Annotated in this window: 19 protein-coding genes, 1 tRNA gene and 1 pseudogene; 9 read left to right on the forward strand and 12 right to left on the reverse strand. The window is 58.8% G+C overall.

Translation table 11 applies throughout. The features are described from left to right. The first annotated feature begins 41 nt into the window (after nt 1-41). The 3 genes from mutS (at nt 42) to LIX15_RS15830 (ending at nt 5617) form a co-directional block, all read left to right on the forward strand. Entirely contained in the window at nt 42-2726 is a 2685-nt protein-coding gene (mutS, locus tag LIX15_RS15820; protein ID WP_345411872.1) for a DNA mismatch repair protein MutS, read from the forward strand. Nucleotides 2727-2811: 85 nt separating this feature from the next. Beyond that, nucleotides 2812-4305, forward strand: coding sequence for a S8 family peptidase (locus LIX15_RS15825; protein ID WP_227774122.1), 1494 nt, complete (start codon nt 2812-2814; stop codon nt 4303-4305). Nucleotides 4306-4438: 133 nt separating this feature from the next. Further along, nucleotides 4439-5617 carry an outer membrane protein assembly factor BamB family protein gene (locus LIX15_RS15830; protein WP_227774123.1) on the forward strand — a complete coding sequence of 393 codons (1179 nt, stop codon included), beginning with the start codon at nt 4439-4441 and terminating at the stop codon, nt 5615-5617. Nucleotides 5618-5634: 17 nt separating this feature from the next. On the opposite strand, the gene LIX15_RS15835 is transcribed toward LIX15_RS15830, so the two are convergent. The 3 genes from LIX15_RS15835 to LIX15_RS15845 form a co-directional block, all read right to left on the reverse strand. Further along, nucleotides 5635-6819, reverse strand: coding sequence for an outer membrane protein assembly factor BamB family protein (locus LIX15_RS15835; protein WP_227776907.1), 1185 nt, complete (start codon nt 6817-6819; stop codon nt 5635-5637). Between the two features lie 72 nt (nt 6820-6891). Further along, nucleotides 6892-7689 carry an outer membrane protein assembly factor BamB family protein gene (locus tag LIX15_RS15840; RefSeq protein ID WP_227774124.1) on the reverse strand — a complete coding sequence of 266 codons (798 nt, stop codon included), beginning with the start codon at nt 7687-7689 and terminating at the stop codon, nt 6892-6894. Beyond that, entirely contained in the window at nt 7611-7808 is a 198-nt protein-coding gene (locus LIX15_RS15845; RefSeq protein ID WP_227774125.1) for a twin-arginine translocation signal domain-containing protein, read from the reverse strand. Before LIX15_RS15845 ends, LIX15_RS15840 begins: the two co-directional genes overlap by 79 nt. 376 nt (nt 7809-8184) lie before the next feature. On the opposite strand from LIX15_RS15845, the gene ncsA reads away from it, so the two are divergent. Continuing rightward, nucleotides 8185-9207: a tRNA 2-thiolation protein NcsA gene (ncsA, locus tag LIX15_RS15850; protein ID WP_227774126.1), complete on the forward strand. Its 1023-nt coding sequence runs from the start codon at nt 8185-8187 to the stop codon at nt 9205-9207. Here the strand turns inward: ncsA and LIX15_RS15855 are convergent. Beyond that, nucleotides 9195-9650: a hypothetical protein gene (locus tag LIX15_RS15855; protein WP_227774127.1), complete on the reverse strand. Its 456-nt coding sequence runs from the start codon at nt 9648-9650 to the stop codon at nt 9195-9197. The genes ncsA and LIX15_RS15855 overlap by 13 nt on opposite strands. Before the next feature lie 109 nt (nt 9651-9759). Between LIX15_RS15855 and LIX15_RS15860 the strand changes: the two genes are divergently transcribed. After that, entirely contained in the window at nt 9760-10941 is a 1182-nt protein-coding gene (locus LIX15_RS15860; protein ID WP_227774128.1) for a PQQ-binding-like beta-propeller repeat protein, read from the forward strand. 42 nt (nt 10942-10983) lie between these two features. Here the strand turns inward: LIX15_RS15860 and ftsZ are convergent, their stop codons facing one another. The 3 genes from ftsZ to LIX15_RS15875 all read right to left on the reverse strand — a co-directional run bounded on the left by ftsZ (nt 10984) and on the right by LIX15_RS15875 (nt 13065). Continuing rightward, on the reverse strand, nt 10984-12174 hold the full coding sequence (ftsZ, locus tag LIX15_RS15865; protein WP_227774129.1) for a cell division protein FtsZ: 1191 nt from the start codon (nt 12172-12174) through the stop codon (nt 10984-10986). A gap of 3 nt (nt 12175-12177) precedes the next feature. After that, nucleotides 12178-12357: a transcriptional regulator CdrS gene (gene cdrS, locus LIX15_RS15870; protein WP_227774130.1), complete on the reverse strand. Its 180-nt coding sequence runs from the start codon at nt 12355-12357 to the stop codon at nt 12178-12180. Nucleotides 12358-12540: 183 nt separating this feature from the next. Beyond that, nucleotides 12541-13065: a double zinc ribbon domain-containing protein gene (locus tag LIX15_RS15875; RefSeq protein ID WP_227774131.1), complete on the reverse strand. Its 525-nt coding sequence runs from the start codon at nt 13063-13065 to the stop codon at nt 12541-12543. 129 nt (nt 13066-13194) lie between these two features. Between LIX15_RS15875 and LIX15_RS15880 the strand changes: the two genes are divergently transcribed. Next, nucleotides 13195-13268 (forward strand) — tRNA-Tyr (locus tag LIX15_RS15880). A gap of 92 nt (nt 13269-13360) precedes the next feature. Here LIX15_RS15880 and LIX15_RS15885 read toward each other — a convergent pair. Next, nucleotides 13361-15220 carry an SLC13 family permease gene (locus LIX15_RS15885; RefSeq protein WP_345411863.1) on the reverse strand — a complete coding sequence of 620 codons (1860 nt, stop codon included), beginning with the start codon at nt 15218-15220 and terminating at the stop codon, nt 13361-13363. A 156-nt stretch (nt 15221-15376) separates the two neighbouring features. Between LIX15_RS15885 and LIX15_RS15890 the strand changes: the two genes are divergently transcribed. After that, nucleotides 15377-16558, forward strand: coding sequence for a M24 family metallopeptidase (locus tag LIX15_RS15890; RefSeq protein ID WP_227774132.1), 1182 nt, complete (start codon nt 15377-15379; stop codon nt 16556-16558). An 8-nt stretch (nt 16559-16566) separates the two neighbouring features. Here LIX15_RS15890 and LIX15_RS15895 read toward each other — a convergent pair whose 3' ends face one another. Then, nucleotides 16567-16872, reverse strand: a complete 306-nt coding sequence (locus LIX15_RS15895) for an ATP-binding cassette domain-containing protein (protein WP_227774133.1) — start codon at nt 16870-16872, stop codon at nt 16567-16569. 88 nt (nt 16873-16960) lie between these two features. Here LIX15_RS15895 and LIX15_RS15900 point away from each other — a divergent pair, with 88 nt between their 5' ends. Next, entirely contained in the window at nt 16961-17644 is a 684-nt protein-coding gene (locus LIX15_RS15900) for a DUF7504 family protein (protein ID WP_227774134.1), read from the forward strand. Between the two features lie 20 nt (nt 17645-17664). Next, on the forward strand, nt 17665-19746 hold the full coding sequence (locus LIX15_RS15905; RefSeq protein ID WP_227774135.1) for a CHAT domain-containing protein: 2082 nt from the start codon (nt 17665-17667) through the stop codon (nt 19744-19746). Here LIX15_RS15905 and LIX15_RS33710 read toward each other — a convergent pair whose 3' ends face one another. The 3 genes and pseudogenes from LIX15_RS33710 to LIX15_RS15915 all read right to left on the reverse strand — a co-directional run bounded on the left by LIX15_RS33710 (nt 19747) and on the right by LIX15_RS15915 (nt 21602). Next, complete coding sequence (locus LIX15_RS33710) at nt 19747-19878, reverse strand: DUF7503 family protein (RefSeq protein WP_345411858.1); 132 nt, start codon at nt 19876-19878, stop codon at nt 19747-19749. It lies immediately after the preceding gene. 109 nt (nt 19879-19987) lie between these two features. Further along, the gene (locus LIX15_RS15910; protein WP_227774136.1) at nt 19988-20338 is read right to left on the reverse strand and encodes a helix-turn-helix domain-containing protein; all 351 of its coding nucleotides are present in this window, start codon (nt 20336-20338) and stop codon (nt 19988-19990) included. 599 nt (nt 20339-20937) lie between these two features. After that, nucleotides 20938-21602: pseudogene (locus tag LIX15_RS15915) on the reverse strand (HD domain-containing protein). Nucleotides 21603-21744 lie beyond the last annotated feature (142 nt).

Below are 21744 nucleotides of genomic sequence, written 5' to 3' on the forward strand. Positions count from 1 at the left end.
CGACTCACTCCGGACATGATTTCGACTGCTCGTTTCCGGAGGTGTCCGCCGTGAGCGAAGGCGGCATCGTCGGGGAGTTTTTCTCGCTGAAAGAGGAGTCCGACGCGGACGTGTTGACGATACAGGTCGGCGACTTCTACGAGTTCTTCGCCGACGACGCGGAACTGGTGGGAGACGTGCTGGATTTGAACGTCTCCCAGAAGTCGAGCCACGGAAGCAGATACCCGATGGCCGGCGTCCCGCTTTCAGAGCTCACGCCGTACATGAAACAACTGGTCGAACGCGGCTACCGGGTCGCAATCGCCGACCAGTACGAGACGGAAAACGGTCACGCCCGCGAAATCTCGCGGGTCGTGACGCCGGGGACGCTGCTCGAAACGACCTCCGCCGACGCCCAGTACCTCGCCGGAATCGTCCGCGTAGACGACGGTTACGGCTTGGCCTTCGCGGACGTGACGACCGGTCGATTTCTGGTCAGTTCCGTCTCCGGTTCGGACGCCGACTCGAAGGCGCTAACGGAACTGTACCGGTTCGATCCCGCGGAAGTGCTTCCCGGCCCCGAGATTCGCAACGACGATTCGTTCCTCGAAGCGGTGCGCGAACGAACCGACGCTTCCCTCTCGCTCCACGACGCGAACGCCTTCGCGCCCGGAAAGGCTCGACACGTCACCCGCGAGCAGTTCGGCGCGGAAACGCTTTCCAGTCTCGGCTTGGATTCGGACGGCGGAAACGCGCCGACCGCGGAAGTTCTGGCCGCGGGGGCCGTCCTCTCCTACGTCGAAGAGACGGGGGCAGGCGTCCTCGGGTCGATAACGCGTCTCCAGTCGTACCACTCAGACGACCACGTCGAACTGGATGCGACGACCCAGCGCAACCTCGAACTCACGGAAACCATGCACGGCGACCGGAAGGGGTCGTTGTTCGACACGGTAGACCACACGAAAACCAGTGCGGGTCGCCGCCTGTTAAAGGAGTGGCTTCAACGACCTCGTCGTTCGCTCGATTTACTCCGCGAACGACAGTCGAACGTTTCGGCCTTCGCGGAGTCCGCCCTAGCCCGCGAGGAGATTCGGGAAACGCTCGGAGACGCCTACGACCTCGAACGATTGGCGAGCAAATCCGTCTCGGGGAGCGCGGACGCGAACGATTTGCTCCGGATTCGGGACAGCCTCGCAGTCCTTCCGACCGTCACGGATTCGATTGCAAACGCGCCGTCCTTATCGAATTCGCCGCTCGCGGAACTCGCGGCTCGTCCCGACCGAGCGCAGGCGGAACGCCTGCGCGAGGAGTTGGGAGAGGCGTTGGCCGACGACCCGCCGAAAACCGTCACGCAGGGCGGTCTGTTCCGTCGGGGCTACGACGACGAACTGGACGAAATCATCGATCAGCACGAGGAGAATCTGGAGTGGTTCGACACCCTCGCGAGTCGGGAAAAATCCAGAACCGGCATCAGCCATCTGCAGGTAGACCGCAACAAGACGGACGGCTACTACCTCCAAGTCGGCAAGTCCGACACCGGAAAGGTTCCCGAGGAGTACGAAGCAGTCAAGACGCTGAAGAACTCGGAGCGGTACGTCACCGACGAACTTCGGGAACGGGAGCGAGAAATCTTGCGCCTCGAAGAACGACGCGGTGAACTGGAGTACGACCTGTTTCAGCAACTGAGGGCACGAATCGCAGACAACGCGGAACTCATGCAGGACGTGGGACGCACGCTGGCCGAACTCGATACGCTCGCGAGCTTGGCGGTTCACGCCGTCGAAAACGGGTGGGTGCGCCCGGAACTCGCAGATTCCGGATTCGACATCCGACAGGGTCGCCACCCCGTCGTGGAACAAACCACGGAGTTCGTCCCCAACGACCTACGGATGGACGACGCGCGCGAGTTCCTCATCGTCACCGGACCGAACATGTCCGGAAAATCGACGTACATGCGCCAAGTCGCGCTGATTACCCTCCTCGCGCAGGTCGGGAGTTTCGTCCCTGCGCGCGAGGCGTCCGTGGGATTGGTCGATGGTATCTTCACCCGGGTCGGTGCGCTGGACGAGTTAGCCCAAGGACGCTCGACGTTCATGGTCGAAATGCAGGAGTTGAGCAACATCCTCCATTCCGCGAGCGAGGATTCGCTCGTCATTCTGGACGAAGTGGGACGCGGAACCGCGACCTACGACGGCATCTCGATAGCGTGGGCCGCGACGGAATACCTGCACAACGAAGTTCGCGCGAAAACGCTCTTTGCCACCCATTACCACGAACTGACGACGCTGGCCGACCACCTGCCTCGCGTGTCGAACGTTCATGTGGCCGCGGACGAGCGCGACGGCGACGTGACCTTCCTCAGAACCGTCCGCGACGGCCCGACGAACCGCAGTTACGGGATTCACGTCGCAGACCTCGCTGGCGTGCCGGTTCCGGTGGTCGAACGTTCCCGCAACGTGCTCGACAAACTGCGCCAAGAGAAGGCAATCGAGGCGAAAGGCGGCGCGTCGAGCGAACCGGTGCAGGCCGTTTTTGACCTTGGAAGCGGCGAGTTCCAGCGGGGAGAAAACGATTCGAGCGGTGGCGAAAGCGGAGACGAATCGAGCGGAATCGAGAGCGACGAACCGGCAATCGACCCCGAAACGGAAGCGGTGTTGTCCGAACTTTCGGGTGTCGAAGTCGCCGACGTGTCGCCGATTGATTTGATGTCGAAAGTGCAGGAGTGGCAAAAGCGACTGGAAGAATAACGCCGATTCGGTCGTGATAACTCGATCTTTATAGTCGAATTTTATGAATAAATTATATATCGGTTGAAACTGTGGTCAGCATGCCATGGGAAAACTTAATAGAAGAAATTTCGTAAAAAGCGTCGGTGTCGGAGCTGCCGCATTGGCTACGATGGGCGTCACGACTGCGGCAGACGGCCGTTCACAGTTCGTCGTCACTGTCGGGGGTAAGGGCGGTCGAAAGCGACTGGAACGGTCGGGCATCGATGTTCAGGCGAGCGTTGCTGACGGCCGCGTTCTGCTCGTCGCCGCCGAGTCGAAAGCCTCGATTCAGGGAGTGAACGGCGTCAAGCACGTCGAACCGAACATCGGCTATCGAGCGGTCGGGCCGAAACTCCAATCGACCGAGGAGTCGCTCGACGAGCAGTACGCGGACGTTCAGTGGGACAAGCAGGCAGACACGACCGGCGCGTTCGAGGCGCACGACAGTTCGACGGGCGACGGCCGAACCGTCGCCATCATCGACACCGGAATCGACACGTTCCACCCCGACCTGCGAAACCGAGTCGAACAGGGTCGACTCTTCCGCGCCGATGGAGTGTCGAGTCCCGACGGAACTCCGACCGTCGATGGCGATACGACTATCGATGCGAGATTGCCGCCGGGTGGCGAGGAAATCGAAGCGTACACCTATCTCGGTGCTCCGGCAACGCGCTCGCAGATGGCCGCGGACGACGTTGACTCTCACGGTACTCACTGTGCCGGTATCGCGACGGCGAAACACGACGACACGGTTCCGGACGAAGACTTCGGTATCGCAGGGGTGGCCCCGGATGCGGACGTGGTTCCACTGCGCGTGTTCTACTGGAAGCGACTGGACGATTATCAGTACGACGTGGACGACGACGGCGAGGACGAGAGCGTCTCCGTGACGACGCTCTGGACGACCGATTTCGACATTTTGAGCGCAATCAACTACGCGGCCGAAATCGGTGCAGATTCCGCAAACATGAGTCTCGGCGGCGGCGTCATCAAAGGCGTCGCACACAAAAACGGCGAACACGTCGCCTACCAGACGGTCATCCAATCCGCCGTCCAGCGCGGAACCGTCGTGACGACCAGCGCCGGAAACGCCAGTTCGGATCTCCAGCACGAGGGTTACTACACCCTTCCGAACAGCGTTCCGGGTTCCATCAGCGTCTCCGCGACGGGACCGGACAACGGACTCGCGTTCTACTCGAACTACGGCACCAGCGACATCGATGTCGGCGCGCCCGGCGGGGGCTACGAAACGCTCGAAAAGACGCTCGCAACCGATACCGAGTGGCCGTACCCGCTCAATCTGGTCTACTCGACCGTTCCGGCGGACTTGAACGACGGCACCGCATACGCGTGGTATGCGGGAACGTCGATGGCGGCCCCGCAGGTCGCCGGTCTCGTTGCACTCATCCGCGAGGTCAACCCGGACCTGAACGCGAAACAGGTTCAAAGCATCATCGAGAACACTGCCCGGTACAGTAACGGTAAGGGCGATACCGACATCGGCGCGGGAATTATCAACGCGCCCGACGCCGTCGCGGAAGCGGAACGTCGCAACTGATTACCGACTCCCCACCGACCACATTTTCGATTCACGGCGCGACCCGACGGGGAGTATTTGAATTTGTCCTCGTCCGGCCAGCGTTCGCAACAATATAAAAATATTCTTGTCGAGAAAAGAACGAGAGTATCTCATGCCTCGAACGACGCGCCGCCGCGCTCTCCTGGCGGCGGGAGCCGCCGGTTTCACAACGCTTTCAGGTTGTGGTTTTCTCTCGGGTCGCCGATGTCCGACTCGGGACGACCCGCAGTGGACGATAGACGGACGATACTGGTCGCCGCCAATACTACACGAGCGTAAAATTCTCGCCGCCGAACATTACACCGGTACGAGCGACGGGATTCTTTCCCGAATCATCTGCGCGGATCAATACGACGGACAGGAGCAGTGGGTCTACACCGTCGAAGGCTCCGGTGCGGGGATTCCACTCGTCCACGACGACACCGTCTACGTCGGCACGGGAACCGACCACGTGTACGCCTTCGATTTCGAAACCGGTCATCGAAAATGGGACTACGATGCGGGAGGCGTCGAACAGTACGGGGGTGGTGCGTGGGGACAACCCACCCTTATCGACGACTCGGTTTTCGTCGGCATTTCTCATTCCGAACATTTCAGCTCGAATTCGACGGACAGCAGTGCGTACACCTACCGCGCCGTGGCCCTGAACGCGAACGATGGAACCGAGCGGTGGGCAAATCGGGTCGAGGGCATGCCGTTTGCCGGTCTTGCCCGACTCGGAAAATCAGTCGTCGCAGGTACCGAAACCGGCCACGTTTATCGGGTCGATGCCACGACGGGTGAATCGCTCTGGACCGCTTCTGTTGCCGGTGAGATTCGAACCACGCCCATCGTCGGAGATGGTCTCGTGTACGTAGCTACGCTGGACGGCGCAGTCGTTTCGCTCGACGCCGAATCCGCTGAAGAAGGATGGCAGTTCGATGCGCCGGGGAACATCGTGGATTTCGCCGATAGCGGAGGTTCACTGGTGATTGGCGACCGAACAGGGTCAGTTGCCGCGGTTTCCAAATCGAATGGAACCGAACGGTGGCAGTACACTGCGGAGGTAGCGGTTGCGGCCGTGGACGTTACTCCCGACGCCGTGTGGGTTCTCGACCAACGCGGAACGGTTCATCGTCTCGACGCGGCAACCGGAGAATCGATACACCGGTACTACGTCGCCGACAATCACTACAAAGACCAGTGTGGGTGGTCGCCTCGCTCTAACCTCGGGTCGGGGATTGTCGCCGATGAAAACAATATCTACGTCACTGACCCGTGGGTCGGACGAGTGTCTTCGAGAATCGAATAGCAATACAACGCTGTCAGCTATTCGAACGCGTACACCGAATCGCTGGCAGCGTACACCCTGTCGTCTTCGCCGTTCGTATCGATCCCAACACTTCGAACTTCATCGCCGGTTTCGAACCGATGAAGTTCGGTTCCGTTCGTCGCCGACAGAGCGTACACCCGGCGGTCGCTGGCACCGACGTACACCGTTTCGCCCGCGACGACCGGTTCGCAGAGCGACCCGAACGGGAGGTATTTCGGGTGGAACGCCCATCGCTCTTCGCCATCCGAAAGCGCGGCGAGCCACTCCCGGCGGTCGGTTCCCGTACTCGTCACGGCGGTCGTGACGGCGTAGACGCCATCTGCGGGAGTTTCGCCACCGACGAGGTGACTGACGGAATCGCCGTTCTCCGGAGTCGCTCGCCACTGTTCGTTGCCGTCGAAATCGTACGCAATGACTTCGTTGCCGTCGATTCCGGCGTACACCGCACCGCCCGCACTGCCCGAGTCACCTGCATCACCCGAATCGTCCGACCCACTCGCACCGCTCGCGGTGAGAATGCTTGCGTTTTCGCCAGCAGACCACTGTTCCCCGTGGGAGTCAAGGGCGGTGATTCGACCGTCCGCGACGACGAACGCTCTGTTTTCGAGTGCGGTGAGACGTTCGACCGAACCGAGGTCGCCACAGTCGCCGTCGTACGTCCAACGAGTTCCCCCGTCCTGCGCGTCGAAGGCACCGACCCAACCATTTCCGCCGACGAACACCGTCTCTTCCGTGACCACGGGTTCGGTGGCGATTTCCCCGTCACATTCGGCGCGCCATCGCTCGTTTCCATCCGCGGTGTACGCGACGACGTTCTCATCGTCGGTGACGTACAGCAGTTCGTTTTCCGCGTTTGGTTCGTTTCTGTCGTCCGCCGACCACCGTATTTCACTGTTTTCGGCATCGAGCGCGATCAGATCGTTGTTCGAAACGTAGACGTTCTCGCCGACTTCGAGCGTTCCGGTTCGGTCTGCACGCCAATCGAGTTCCGCCGAGTCGCGTATCGTGTAGAGGAACCCCTCGCGGTCGGTGACGTAGATGTCGTCGCCCACGGTGGCCGGAAGCCACGAACTGCCGAGGTTTCGAATCGGGACGCGCCAGCGTTGCTCGCCAGTTTCGGCGTCGAGCGCAACCAGTCCGTCGTCGCCGGAGACGGGGATGTAGACGGTTCCGTCGGCGATCGTCGGAGTTCCGGCGGAACCATCTCCGTCTTCGAACGACTACTGTTTCGCCCCGTCCTCGCAGTGAAGCGACTACGCACGCGCTTTCCGACCGTCCGTGACGATGACGGAATCGGCCATAACCGCGGGGGATTGAGCGAGACGCGTCGAATCTGCAACGCTCGTTGTCCACTCCGTGTTTCCATCGTCCGCCGAGAGGGCGAACACTTGCTCCCCGCAGACGTAGACCGTCCCGTTAGCGACCGTCGGTGCGTGGTTGATGGTTCCGTCCACGCTGGTTCGCCATCGCGGATTTCCGGTCGCCGCCTCGAAGGCGTACACGTCCTCTTTATCGACGAAGTACGCGACGCCATCCACGACCGCCGGCGGGACGTTTTCGGCGCTCGGAATCTCGCCCTCCTTGCCGCTCGGAATGCCGATGCGCCAGCGTTCCGTTCCCGCATCTGCGTTTACCGCCCAGCAGACTCCCTGCCCGTTTGCGTCGCTGGTTTTGAAAAAGAGCGTCCCGTCGGCGGTCGTTATCGGAGAACTCTCCGTGACGCCGATTTCGAACCGCCACCGCTCGCTTCCGTCGTTCGCCGATAGCGCGAGTACGTCGGTTCCCGCTACGTAGACAGTGTCGCCGATGACCGTCGGCGCGTAATCCAGTCCGCGGACGTTCGTCGTCCATCGCATTTTCCGCGTTTCCGTGTCGAATGCCATGAGCACCCCCGAGGTGTCCGCGACGTAGGCCGTGCCATCGACGATGGTTGGAGCGAACAGTCGTCGGTCGCAAATCCGTTCGCTCCACGCTATCCACGCCCGGAACCCGGGTCGCCTCCGATGGGGTTGTATCCGGTATTTCCGGCGTCGTACTGGAACATCGGCCAATCCTGTTGAGACGAACTGTGCGCGTCGGACATGACTGTCCCCGAAAGTCCAGCCGTGCCGAGCGCGACGCCGGTCAGTTTGAGAAAATTCCGTCGTGTTTCATCGGAGGGTCGAACCATGAAATCAACGAACGGGAAGTACGACGTTTATTATTCGTCCCTTAAACCGGTCGCAATTGCCGTCTACTGCCAGCTCGATGGCAGTTCCCTCGTGTCGTAATCGAAATCAGTTTCAGCGGTAAAAACCTGTCCCGACCCGTATCCGGTCAATAACGACGGCGAGTCGCAGTCAACTTCCTTATCGAGGTCGGCCGGATCGCTACTCAGAGATATATATCGAACTATGGTATTAAACGTCGGAAGACACGAAATCGAAAAGAATATTCCATAAATATTCTAATAAAGATTTAAATTTTTATCTAAGTATTTAATATAGCGATATTCGATTTACTTCGGAGCGAAACCGTGAAACGCCCCGCGACGAAAACGACACGTAATGGACTGCGATAAGTGCGACCGCGAGGCGGTGATGCACGCGGCCTACTCGGGGCTTCACCTGTGCGAAGACCATTTCTGTCGGTCGGTCGAAAAACGCCTTCGGCGACGGGTTCGCGACGACAATCTTCTCCCCGCATCCGCCACGCCGGACGACCCGCAAACGTGGCTCATCGGCCTCTCCGGGGGGAAAGACAGCGTCGTTCTCACGCAGATTCTCCACGATACGTTCGCCAACGACCCGCGCGTCGAACTCGTCGCGCTGACGATTCACGAGGGTATCGAGGGCTACCGCGACAAAAGTTTGGACGCCTGCCTCGAACTCACCGACGACCTCGACATTCGCCACGAAGTCGTCACTTACGAGGAGGAGTTCGACGTTCGAATGGACGATGTGGTCGAAAAAGACCCGGAAAGTATGGCGGCCTGCGCTTACTGCGGCGTGTTCCGAAGAGACCTCCTTTCGAAGTACGCCGAGGAGTACGAGGCCGACAAACTGCTCACGGGGCACAATCTGGACGACGAAGCGGAAACCGCGCTGATGAACTTCCTCGAAGGCGACGTCTCTCAAATCGCCAAACATTTCGACGCCAGTCTCGGGAAGTTCGCGAAAGAGACGCCTCGTGGCGTCTCTTCCCCGGAGAACGACGAAGACGACCCGCGAACCAGAAACGACCAAAATTCGTTCGTCCCCCGAGCGAAACCGCTTCGGGACGTTCCGGAAAAGGAGGTCGCACTGTACGCCCACCTCGAAAATCTCCCGGCGCACATTACCGAATGTCCACATTCAAGCGAGGCGTACCGAGCGGAAATCCAGCAGTTGATGCTCTCGCTCGAAGAGAATCACCCCGGAACGCGCCACTCGATTATGGCAGGATACGAGGAACTCGCCGCGGTCGCCGCGGACGAATTTGGCGTCGGTGAAGGCAAGCGCGAAATTAACGAATGCGAGCGGTGCGGTGCGTCCACGACGGGTGACGTTTGCCGGAAGTGCGCGCTGGTGGAGTCGATTCACGCGGTGTAACCGAATTTCCGAAGTCTCGCTTTCGATTCCTCGCCGAAGTTTCGCCACTTGAGCGGAATATCGTCCTCTCGGAGCCAGTATTTGACCACGGCGAAGTGGGTACCGGTTCGTATCGCAATCGCCCACATCGTCTGATTCTCGTCCCAAGACCACGTCCGCAGCGTTTCCTCGTCTGGTCGGCGGTCGAGGAGTGACCTGTCTCCGGGGACGGTCGCTATTTCGTCCAGTTCGGCAAGGTATGCGAGGAGATAGGTCGCACCTTGGTCGGGGTCGCCATCGCGTTTGTACTCCGTCTTCCACTTGTCGTACGCGCGCTTGATACCGGGCCACCAGCCGTCTTCGAACTCGTCGCGGTGAGTTTCGAATGCCTCGGGACAATCGTAGAACGTTCGGTCGCAGGCGCGGTCGATGTCGTCCCACTGCACTGGGCTGAAGTCGTCCATACAACGATCTCTGGTGTCAAAAGCAAGTACGTTCCCCCGCCGATAGCGATTCCCGTAATCTGTCCGACGACCGAGAAAACTTATTATCCTGAACCACAACGCCGCAGGTATGCCCTCTCGACGACGATTTCTCGCGCTCGGTGCGGCCACAGCGTTCGCCGGGTGTACGACGGTGGCGGACGACCCGCCGAAATCGGGGACGAACCAATCGACGAACCCCGACAGGCACATCTACGGAGCCGACGGCGAGTGGTCGAGTTTCGGCTGTAACGCGAGCAACACCCGTTCGGTCGGCGACGGGAAAGTACCCGTAAATGGCGTGGAAGAACAGTGGCGAGTCGAGGTTCCACATACCACGTATCACGAGCCGCTCGTCGTGGATAGGCGCGTGTATCAGCCGACTCCCACGGAGCTTCGCGTATACGACGCGAGAGATGGTTCCAAACTGTGGACGAAGGCAAACGTAGAGACGACGCCATTCATCCGTGGCAAAACGATATACGTGGGCATCAGTAACCGACTGCTCGCGCTCGATTCGAAAACCGGCGAGACAAAGTGGAAACGGACGTTCGGCGAGAACGCTCTCGTTCGGTCGCCCTCGATGTACGATTCGCAGTGGCTCTACGTCCCCGCAGGGGAAACCATCCACCGAGTCAGTTCGTCTACTGGTGAGGTTGAGTGGTCACGCCGACTGTTCGGCGATATTCTCGGCTCGTCATCGATTTACAGTGGGTATTACGTCGTACTTGCCACGGAGGCCGGAAAGCTGTATCTCCTTGACCCGGATGGAATTGGGGAGGGCGAGTGGAACCTTCCGTCGAAACCGCAGGCCCCGCCGACCGCGGACACCGACGGCGTCTACGTCAACTGTCTCGACGGGAAGACGTACGGAATCACGCTCGAAAACCAACCGCGTCTGAACATCGACTGGAAGGTGCAAACTGGGTGGGCAAATGGCGGGCTGGCCGTCAAAAAACACGTTTACGCGGCAGGAACACGGGGACTGCACGCTATCGACCCCGACGACGGCGAGCGAGTGTGGAAGCACGACACCGGCGACTGGCGATGGACTGCGCCGGTACTGGGCCGTGATACGCTGTTCGTCGGTGGCGATAAGTTGTACGCCTTCGACCCGACTCCCTCGTTTCGCGTGCCGGGAACCGGCCCGGCACGCAGATTCACGAAATCGTTTCACGGCCGCGTCGGCCCCGGTCCGGTTCTGAACGACGGAACGCTCTACGTCGTCGCACAGACCGCCAAACGGAAATTCCACCTGCTCGCGCTCGAATAGGGATTCACTGTTTACGAAAGAGAAAGAAGAGAATTCAGCGAGTTACCGGATAACGTCGAGACCGTTGTTCTTCTCGACTTCGTCCCTGCCGCCGTCGCTCTGCGTGCCGAAGGTACCGGCTCGAGATTTTTCGACGTTGTTGCTGGCATCGTAAGACTGTGCGTCCACGTCGCGCATCTTCTGGCGGGAGCGGTCGGCTTGCTTTTGCGTCGATGGACCGAGCACTTGTGCGCTCTTAACGCCCGTCATGATTGCCATGACTCGGACTTTGCTCTTGTAGTTCTCCTGAATGCGAGCACCCCAGATGACGTTGGCGCTCGCTTCGAGGCGTTCGGTGATGTTGGCCGCGATTCCTTCCGCCTCTTTGAGCGTGAGGTCCGGTCCGCCAGTGATGTGGACGAGTCCGCCGGACGCCCCGCGGTAGTCCACGTCGAGGAGAGGATGGTTCATCGCATCGCGCACCACTTCCTCTGTTTTGTTCTTGTCCTGGGTCTCGCCGACGAGCATCACCGCGACGCCGCCCTGATTCATGATTGACGTCATGTCGGCGTAGTCGAGGTTGATGAGGCTCGGCTGGGTGATGGTTTCCGAGATACCCTTCACCGTTTCGGCGATGATTTGGTCCATCACCGAGAACGCCTTGCCAATCGGGAGGTTCGGGACGTAATCGAGCAGGCGGTTGTTGTCGAGGACGATGATGGAGTCGGCTTCGTTACGAAGCTTTTCCAGTCCTTCCTCGGCTTTCACCGTGCGAGCGCGTTCGACGTTGAACGGCGTCGAAACCATACCGACGACGATTGCGCCCTGCTCTTTGGCGATTTTGGAGACGACGGGTGCGGCACCGGTTCCGGTTCCGCCACCCATCCCCGCGGTTACGAAGACGAGGTCGGCGTCGCCGAGAACCTCTTTGACCGTGCCCTGTGCCATCTCGGTGGCGCGCTCGCCCATCGAAGGGTCGCCGCCAGCACCGAGGCCGGACGTAAGGGATTTGCCGACGAGAATTTTCGTGTCGGCTTCGATCATCTTCAGGTGCTGTTTGTCCGTGTTGATGGCGACGGTGTCCGCGCCGTCGACGCCGATGTTATACAGGCGGTTGATGGTGTTGTTTCCGGCACCACCACAGCCGACGATGACGATTCGGGGGTCACCGAACTCGTCGTCCGTCGTGGCGGCGTCCATCTCGCGCTGTTCGCTCTCGGCGTTCTCCAACGCTTCTTGAACGATATCCTGCATCGTTCACACCTTCGCCCAGGTGCGCTTGTTCGTGGTCTCAGTTCCGTTTTCGTCGTGCTCGTTGAGCATGTCGCGAACCGCAGCCCGAATCGCTTCGCTTCGGTTCGGGAACTCGCCAGTTTCGACCATCTGTTCAACTTCTTCGATTTGCTGTTTTGGTATTCGTAGTGTCACGCGCTCCATAGTGGATTCCCCTTGTTTGGTAAGACGACACGCGGTATACTTCCAAGACCTGTCTTACGCCGTATTAGAGCCCAACACGCGATATTTTGGACGATCCGAAGTTGGCGTAAGACAATCGTCTTACGTGGAAGTATCCACAAAGGCACAGTATATATAATTAACGGCGATTGTAAAACAATCGTTTTACGACGAATCCAAAACGTCCGCCGATGGTGTTCTTCGGCCACATCCGGGGCAGAACGCCCAGTCCGATCGAAGCTCATCGCCGCAGTCACAGAACACGCGGTGCGTCGCCTTTTCGCCGCAGTTCGGACAGTAAACGTGACCCGAGTCCAGCGATTCCCCGCACTGGCCGCAGGAGTTCTCCGTTCGCCGTGTGTCGTCGGCTGTCAGACGCGGACTGTTTGCTTTCTCGCTCGGGGTTGGGGCTTGTTCTGTCGCCTGAATCTCGCCAGCGCCCTCGACGGTGACGTTTACGTTGATGTCCTGCGCGCTCTTGCCTCCGGGGGGGCCGAGTCGTTGGTCGATGAGGTCGTCCACGCGCTCCGCGACAACCGAATCGAGGCTTCCGTCCGTTTGCTCCGCTGACTCGTTGTGGCCGTCGAGATAGTCGCGAAGCGCCTCGCGCATGACTTCGCTCTTCGAGGCGTCGAGCGATTCGAGTCCCTTCACGAGGTCGTCATCCGCGCGGAATGTAATTTTGCTCATATCGACCACCTTATTTTGTCTCTACTCCGATACACACAATCTATCATACTTGAACCTTTCCGTGTGTCCACTACGTCGTCTCGAATAATAATTCTTAAGTCCGGTACGGGATTAGGTGAAAGTGCGTACCCGCCCTTAGCTCAGACTGGTAGAGCAGTCGACTGTAGATCGACTTGTCCCCCGTTCAAATCGGGGAGGGCGGACTATTCCTTTCGGTGTATTATGAACGAGCGAAGCGAGAACGGTTGTTTATCGATTTGCGAATCACTCCCCGTACTCTGCTCGTATTACGACTTCAGACGCCCCAGATAGCTGCGATTCCGAGGACGGTTGCGATCGACAACACCAACTGGAGCGGTGCCCCGACGCGGAAGTAGTCCGTGAACTTGTAGCCCCCCGGACCGTAGACGAGGAGGTTCGTCTGGTAGCCAATCGGCGTCATGAAGTCCGCACTGGAAGCGAACGTCACCGCGAGGACGAATGCGAACGGATCGCCGCCGACACGAGTCGCCGCCTCGACGGCGACAGGAATCATCAGGATGACGCTCGCGCTGTTGCTGACGACTGCTGTGACGAGCGTCGTGATGATGTAAAACACCCAGAGAACGCCGATTGCGGGGAGGAAATCGGCGCTCGTGGCGACCACAGCACCGACCAGATTCGCCGCGCCGGTTCGTTCGAACGCGATACCGAGGGGGATGAGTCCGGCGAGGAGGAAGATAACGTCCCACTCGACCGAGTCGTACAGTTCGTTCGGTTTCACGATTCCGGTCAGAATCATCGCTACGACGCCCGCGAGCGCGGTGGTGAGAATGTCGAAGATTCCCACCGCGGCCAGTCCGACGACGCCGAGAATGATGGCAACGGCGAGCGGAATTTTCGACCGACGGTAGTCCGGTTCGGTCGGCATCTGTGCGAGAATAAAATTCCTATCCATCGCCAGTCGATTGATGCTGTTCTGCGTCGCCTGCACGAGTAGGGTGTCGCCTCGCCGAATCTGCGTTTGATCCATTCGTTCGCGCACGAGTTCCGCTCCGCGTCGGATGGCGAGCACGTTCGCGTCGTAGCGTTCGCGGAACGTCGTACTTTCGAGCGTTTCGGTGACGAGCGACGACCACGAGGGGATGACGAGTTCGACGAGGTTCTGGCCTTCCTGTTCCGGGCCGAGTTCTTCCTCGGTGACTTGCGAAAATGCGACGAGCGATAACCCTTCGGTCAACATGAGTTCGCGGAGCGTGCTGAAATCGGCGCGAACCACGAGAACGTCGCCCGGTCGAATCCGATTTCCTGCGAGGGGTTCCATGAACTTTCCTTCCTCTCGCACCAGCTGGACGACGTCCACATCGAGGTCGGTTTCGTTCAGAGCCTCCTCCACCGTCCGACTCACGAACGCTGAATCCGCATCCACGACGACTTCCGTCAGATACGGCGTCAACTCGTAATCTTCGAGGATGTCCTCCTCGGGGCTGAGTCGCTCCGGAATGAGTCGCCGTCCAATTGTCATGATGTAGACAGTGCCGACGACGAAGACGATAAACCCGAGTTGCGTGAATTCGAACATCGAAAACCGATGGAGCGATGGGTACTCTCCCGCGAGTCGTGCGGTGACGCTGCTGGCGATGAGGTTGGTCGAAGTGCCGATGAGCGTGAGCATTCCGCCGACCATCGAAGCGTAAGACAGCGGGATGAGCAGTTTCGAGGGGGACGTGTTTCCCCGGTTTGCGAGGTCCGAAACGACCGGGATGAGCATGGCAACGATTGGCGTGTTGTTGATAATGCCCGACGGTATTCCGGCGAAGGCCAACGTCGCCGCGAGCTGTTTCCGCTCATCAGTGCCTGCGAACGACGCCATTCGTTCGCCGAGCTGCTGCACCGCGCCGGTCTGGCTGACGCCCGCGCTCAAGACGAGCATCGCCAGCACGGTAATCGTCGCGTCGTTTGAGAACCCCGAAATGCCCTCTTCGGGTGAGATTCCCGTCCACGGGCCGAGAATGATGAGGACGACCATGACGATGAAGGCGGTGATGTCCGGCGGAAAGGCTTCCGTGGCGAACAGCGCGAAGGTTGCCACCGCGATGGCGAACACGATGACCATCCCCATCGTTAGTTCCGGAATCGCCGACCCGGTTTGCATCATGAGGTCGGGAGCACGCATTTGAACGAAAGACACCACCCGAACAGTAAAGAGTACGCTCCGAAACGCGAGTAGCCTCGCCATTCTCGGGGAGCAACGACGACTTTCGGTGGCGTTCGGTTTGGGACAGCTTTCCGCCACGTGAAGATTTTAGGTCGTACCGGTGAACCCTACGGCATGGCTACACGTCTTCCGGATTCGGAGTTCGACCGCCGTCTCGACAAGGTGCGCGAGAAGATACGCGGACAGGGCGCCGACGCGGGTGTTTGGTTCGGCGCGACGAGCATCGAATATCTCACCGGATTCGACCACATTCAAACCGAACGACCGGTCGTTCTCGCGGTCACTGACGAACGAATCGAAATTACCGTACCGCGACTCGAAGTCGAGCGCGTCGAACCGAATCCGCGAATCGACGCCGTGCACCACTACTTCGACTATCCCGGCGGCAAACCGATTCGCGTCGCCGCGGAAATGCTCTCGGAACTCGGCGCCGAAACTGTCGCCGCGGATATCGACGGTGCGCCGGGCGTGATGGGATACAATGGCCCCGCCCTCTCGGAGTTCGTCGAAGTCGAATCGCAAGGGTGGGTGAGCAGGATGCGCTGGGCGAAAACCGACACCGAAATCGACCTCATCCGCGAATCGGTCAAATGGGGGAATCTCGCGCACCGGTATCTCGCCGATTACACGGAACCCGGCGCGCACCCGGCGACCGTCAGCCAGCGGGCTTCGACGGACGCCTCTCGCGCGATGCTCGATACGCTCGGCGGCGAGTACGTCCCACGCACACGAGGGGACGGCCCTGCTTTCGCAGGCTACATCACGGGACCGCAGACCGCCCTTCCGCACGGCCACACCGCGAACCGCAGAATCGAGGAGGGTGACGTGCTAATCACGGGTGCCGCGGCGAACGTCGATGGCTACCACTCCGAACTGGAGCGGACGATGTTCGTCGGCGAACCGACGGACGAACAGGAACACTACTTCGAGTTGATGCTGGAATCCCAAACCATCGCAATCGACGCACTCGGGCCGGACGTTCCTCTGTCTTACGTCGACCAACAAGTGTGGGACTACTTCGAAGAGCAGGGCGTCACCGACCTCGCACGGCACCACGTCGGTCACAACATCGGCATGGGTGGCCACGAACCGCCGTACATCGACCGCGGGTGGGGAGACCACGCGGACGACGATGACGCGAAAATGGAACCCGGTCACGTTTACACCATTGAACCGGGACTCTACACTGACACCGACGGTTATCGCCACTCCGACACGGTCGTCATCACGGAAAACGGCACGGAAATACTGACCTACTTCCCGCGCGATTTGGAGAGCAACGTCATCACGTGGTAAGCCACGGTTCATAACGCGGTAGGTTTCCGTTTCTGCAGGTGATTCACCGCCATCCATTTGGCGGGTAGCATCGTACCGAAGCGATGCTCGTTCTTTCGTTCAGTGGCCGGATGACCGAGTACCCACGCTCTTCCGTCTGTCGATTTTAACAGGCCGAGTAGAATCCGTATCGCAGTCGATTTTCCCGCGCCCTTCAGCCGGAGAAAATCGAACACTCCACCCCGCTCAACCGTGAACGTCAGGTTCTCTATCCCACGAACCTCGCCGTAGTATTTCGCTAGACGCTTGACGGCAATCGGTTCCGTCGGAGACACCGACAGAGGAACGTCCTCGAACGACTTCTACCGTTCGTCAGAATTTTTTCCCGAACCCTTATTTTTGCGTGGAACGTTCGTCTCACTAATGAGTTCTCGTCTCGAATTTCGAAGCGTGTCGGGCGAGGGTTCGGCGCAGGACGTGCAGTTTACCGAGTGGCTTGCGGGGCTGAAAACGAGCGGCAGCAATCTCCTCGTCACCGGCGACGTGCCGAAAGAGACGAGCGCCACGTTCAGTCGGACGCTCTTCGGACAGGAACAGCGGACGCGCGTTCTCGCGCTCACGAACCCCACTGCATCCGATGCTAACTCGCACCTCCCGGTCGAACCAGACTCCTCGGACACCAGCATCATCGACCGACGAACCGAATATCGGGCGACGAAGAGCAACGGAAAAACCGACTCCGCGCCGGGCGTCTCACGGGAATCCCTTCGTTCCGAGTTGATTTCCGCAATCAGCCAGTACGATGACCAAAACGGTGGATTCTCGCCCGCCGAACTTCGACTCGGTATCGACTCGATTGAGGTGCTGTCCGAAGGGGATGACATCGTCTCCCTCTCCCAGTTCCTTCGCGGCCTGACAGCCATCGTCCGCGGTGTCCGCGGCATGGCGCATTATCATCTTCGAGTGGCGGATGACGACCCCCTCGTCGAAGAGTTGTCTCCACTGTTCGATGCGCGTATCGAACTCCGCAAGCGTCCCGGCCTAGCAGAACAGCGGTGGCACGTTCCCGATCTCCGTGAGACGACCCACTGGGTAAAACTATCATAACTGACTCACACACCTTTGCTATGGAGTTTCGGCGGCATCCTGACCGCGACGGTCTCGACGTTTACGACCCTATCGAGAACGTTCGCTTCGCGCTCTACACTTCCGGTTCCGTTCAGCCGGCGGCAGTCTCGACCGAGACGTTTTACTTCCCGGTCGATGCGGCAGTCGCCGTCGAAACGGGGACGCTCTACGTGCCGAAACTGCTCCCCGTCACGATTCGAACGCAGGACGGAGAGATGGTGGCCGAAACTTCCGACGGAGACAATCGGAGCGTCCAACCCGGCGCCTATCTCATCGAACTCAGTACGGCTCCGATGAAGCTGTATCTCGCCGTCGAAAGCGCGTTTCGCCTCGAACAGCGCGACGGCGGGGTCGTTCTCGATTTCGGAGCCGAAACGACCGTCCGCGTGGGTGCGCGCTCCTATCACGACCGACCGGCGGAAACGATAACCGTCACCGACGACGTAGGGGACGTGATGCGCGCGCTCTCGGTAAACGGGTCGGCGCTCAAAACGACGAGTCCGGAACGCTCGTTTCCGACCCTGCGGGGACATCCGCCGCTCATCAAGCGGGGAGATACATTCGACGCACCGGATGGACTGGTTCGCCCCGACACGGGGGTCAAACTAGTCGTCCCGCCCGACAGAGAACACGTCTTTCCGCTGGCTTCGCTCGCGTACTATCACGGGGCGAAAGTCGTGTCGGGAACTCGCCCGCGGCTCGTCGCGGGCGAGTTCGAGCACGAACTCACGGGTGCCGACAGCTACGAAGAAGCGGTCAACCGAACCCTTCGCCAGACGTTTTTCCTCGACTGTCTCACCCGGACGGAGGGATACTACCAAGTTGACCTGCACGAACGCGAACAGGTCGAACCGCTCGTCGACCTCGATTTTTCCGCACTGTACGACGCTCCGCTTACGGAACGTCTCGCCGCGTATCTGTCGGTGCCGTTCGAAACGCTCGAACCGCACATCCCGAACTGGCGACTCGGCGTTGACCTGACGCCGACGGTCGAAAACGCAGAATATCTTCCGTACCTCGCGGACAGTCTCGCCCTCGTTCGGATTCCCGACAGTCCGAATCCGAACTCGGTCAAACCCATGTCGGATGCACAGAGCGAGTTCTTCCGCGCGCCGCCGTCCGGCGTGTTGGTTCGCGGGTCGAACGGGTGGGACGCGGTGAACGACCGGGACGTGTTTCAGGTGGATTCGATGCCGAACGTCATCGAGCAGGCGTGGGCGGGGCCGGGATTCCCCCTCAAGGTGAACAAGCTCGATTTATCCGCGCTCCAGCGGCGGGTCGACCGAGTCCCCACGTCCGACACCATCGACATCCACGTCGTCTGCAACGACGAGAAAATGCTGGACGAGGACGTGGTACAGGAGTTGTACGGCATTCGGGAGTTCCTCGATTTCGACGTGACCGCTCACTACGACCTCGCGCAGGACGAACTCAGGGAACTGCTCGCCCAACAGTCGGATTTCGTCCACTACATCGGCCACATCGACGAGCGCGGGTTTCTCTGCTCCGACGGGTCCCTGGACGCGCGCTCCCTTTCGGAGGTCAACGTCACCGCGTTTCTTCTCAACGCCTGCGAATCCTACCGGCAGGGGTACGAACTGGTCAAAAAGGGAAGTCGCGGCGGCGTCGCCACGCTCTCGCCAATCGGCAATCCGTCGGCGACGAAATTGGGCAAAATACTGGCGCGACTGTTGAATTATGGGTTTCCACTCCGTGCTGCGTTGTCGATTGCGCGCCGTCACTCGCTGTATGGGTATCAGTACACTGTCATCGGAGATGGTGGGTTGTCACTTGTTCACAGTGAAACTGGTGTGCCACTTCATCTCGAAGTCGATCGAATTGGAGACGACCGCTTTATAGTGAAAGCAAGTACATATCCAAATGATCTGCACGGCTTTGGTACATTTGTGCATCTTCATCAGCAGTGGTCTGAAAAGAAACACATATCCTCTGCACCAATGGCAAAGCTAAATTTAACTTCTGAAGAACTAAATTACGGCCTTTCAAAGGAAGTTACACCTGTTGTAATTGATGACACTCTCTATTGGAGCGATGAACTACGTGCGTCTGACATCAAGTAGTTATGGCCCAGGTTCCGAACTGGTTGCTATCACACTTCCTACCTGCAGTAGCAGAGTGCTGAGTGCGAACAGGACGCCGAGTAGTCGTGGATGCTGTGCAACGAATTCCCCAATCGCGTTTTTTGTTGCCATTGCAACTAAGACATGTGGCTCTCTTTTCTTATAATTTTTTTAATAATACGTAACTAAAATTAATTGTAGTAAGTAATAAATAAATAGTATCAATTCGTATTCGGCCGTCTCACTGGGCGAAACCGCCGATCGCGTCCGAAACCGGGTCGTTGAGTTCGTAGAGGACGGCGTCGAGGTCCTCGGACAGTTGGCGGAGGAGCTGTGCGTGGGCCGTCGGAGCGAGCGAATACTCGGAATAGGCTCCCTCGGTGTCGATTTCGTCCACCAGTTCGAGTTCGAGGAGGTCGTCCCGGTGGCTCGTCCACGTGCTAGCGGCGGTTCCGGCGTGCTCCGCCAGTTCGGTCGCGCTAAAACTCTCGTTCGGATTGTCCGCAAGCACCGCGAGGAATTTAACGCGCGCGGGATAGACGAACACCTGCGCGAGGGGAGGAGTAGCGAGGTCGCCTTCTGGAGGACTCATGTGGTATGCTACTACATGTTTGCTTCAAAACTGTATCGGAATTTATCTCGATACAAAGAAATTTAACATACGTACAGTAAGAGAATAAATTTTTAGATATGGGGGATCGTAGAAGAAGTTGGGATGTACGAGAAACGCACAAACGACCGATTCCAACGCACGACTCCACAACTGGTCACCGCCACTCAACCAGTGTAGGAGTATCTCGATGCACTCTGCGGCACCCCACTCACGTCGCCGTCGGTCGCTTCTCCGTGCATCCCGATCATATCGTTTACAACAGCAGTACCGCCGCCCCGAATTCTCTCCGCTGACAATCGGTGTGTCACCTGCGGATTCCGGTACGGTCGATACACTACCGGCCCTCCTGCATATCGGCTTTGGACACTTTACGTTGAGAAAGAACGAGTTTTCCGCCGCCAAAGTGGATGATTTTTTAACGGATGACGACCGAAGTATGGAACAATGGTCGAGGCGTTCGCGGTACAGCTATCCTACACCGATTCCGGAGCTGAACAGGTCGTCCGGTGGAACATGGAGTAGTCGTTACGGACGCGATTCGTTTTTTGAACAGTAACGTCGAATTCGATTCGTTCGTGCTATTTTTCCCCGTCAACGCCCATCTCGCCACCAAACTGCGTGAAGAAATTATCCATGAATCTCCACCGGGACTTTCCGAGACGACGTCCGGGTGGCGTGTACAACCTTTCCAGACGTTCCTTTGCCCACTCTCGAAGTAAACTGATGTCCGGAAGGTTCGATGTGGTCAGTTCTGAACCGGATGCGATATCGATTATCGCGTATTTTTCGCCTGCTTTTCCGGATCTCTCGCCGACGATACAGGCCAGACGAATGAGTCCCCGTGCTCCGGCGGCGTCCAACTTATCCGCATCAAAGAGTAGTTTCGCTTCAAGAGTCTCTGGCTCTGGGGAGCTAGACCGAATGCTGTGTGTTCGAATACAGTGATTGACGGCATCGATTCTCACAGTCGTCACTTCTTCGGTTTCGAGCAGTTCCGCCGCTTTTATTTCGCCCATCTGTCGTGATCGTCGATTTTACCCACTCGTTCCAGTGGACGACCGATGTCGTGTAACCACGCTGATGCGGAAAGAACATTTCTATCGACTGTTTCACCGCACTTATCTGCCAAACGAATCGACAAATATCGGACTAGATTGGCATGAAAACTATCGTGTGCCGGGAGGGTATCCTCGTAATACGGCAAGGACAGTTTTCGAGCGAGGGAACCTAATTCCTGCGTCATGAAGGTTGTGAAAATCCATCGTTGGGGAGGATATAGTAATTTTGGAACATTTTCACGGCAGTACGAAACGAGCGCTATTCGGTCGAATGGTTGTATTCATTGACTTCCACCGTATTTCGACAAAGCCGTTATCAGCGCTCTT

The sequence above is a fragment of the Haladaptatus pallidirubidus genome, assembly GCF_020700235.1.
GTDB classification, from domain to species: domain Archaea; phylum Halobacteriota; class Halobacteria; order Halobacteriales; family Haladaptataceae; genus Haladaptatus; species Haladaptatus pallidirubidus.